At 75.4% G+C, this 569-nt stretch carries 2 protein-coding genes; one reads left to right on the forward strand and one right to left on the reverse strand.

What is annotated here, in order from left to right; all coding sequences use genetic code 11:
* Window positions 1–121 precede the first annotated feature (121 nt).
* Window positions 122–331, forward strand: a complete 210-nt coding sequence (locus ACSNOC_RS27870) for a hypothetical protein (RefSeq protein WP_436750352.1) — start codon at window positions 122–124, stop codon at window positions 329–331.
* A gap of 23 nt (window positions 332–354) precedes the next feature.
* Here ACSNOC_RS27870 and ACSNOC_RS27875 read toward each other — a convergent pair whose 3' ends face one another.
* Entirely contained in the window at window positions 355–486 is a 132-nt protein-coding gene (locus ACSNOC_RS27875; RefSeq protein ID WP_436750353.1) for a hypothetical protein, read from the reverse strand.
* Between the last annotated feature and the right edge of the window lie 83 nt (window positions 487–569).

A 569-nucleotide genomic window follows, 5' to 3' on the forward strand; every position in this document is an offset into this window, starting at 1 on the left:
GGCCCCGGCCGAGGCCGGGGCCGGGGCCGGTGCCCGAGGAAACCGGGACGCGGTCCGTCTGGGCCGATGTCGTCGCGGGCGGGGCGCTGCTCGCGATGGTGGCGCTGGCGGTGGTGCTGCCGTGGGTGTGATGGTGTCCGTCGAGGTCGACGCCGCCACCGTCCGGCGCGGGGATCAACTCATGGTCGGCGGGCACGTGTGCACCGTCGCGGACATGGTCGCGCTGCCGCAGGGCGGGAAGCGGCTGGACTTCGCCTCGGGCGAGTCGCTGACCATGCGGCCGGTCACCGTGCTGTGGGTGACCCGGTGCGTCGATCCGCGCAAGCGGTGAAGCGGTGAGCGAGGGCGCGCGGCTCAGTCCTTCTTCTCCTTGGGCTTCGCGTGCGCGCCCGTCCCCGCCGGGGGCAGGTCGACGCGGCTGTCGGCGTTGCCCGGTGGCGGGTTGCCCTGGGTCAGGGGTGGATCCGGCTTCCTGTGCTTGCCCATACCCTCAGCGTGACCCGGCGCGGGGGGCGTGCACAAGATCGCGAAACGGTCCGGGGGGGGGGGGGGGGGGGGGGGGGGGGGGG

Origin of the sequence: Streptomyces sp. URMC 129 (genome assembly GCF_051386415.1) — a bacterium.
Classification (GTDB): domain Bacteria; phylum Actinomycetota; class Actinomycetes; order Streptomycetales; family Streptomycetaceae; genus Streptomyces.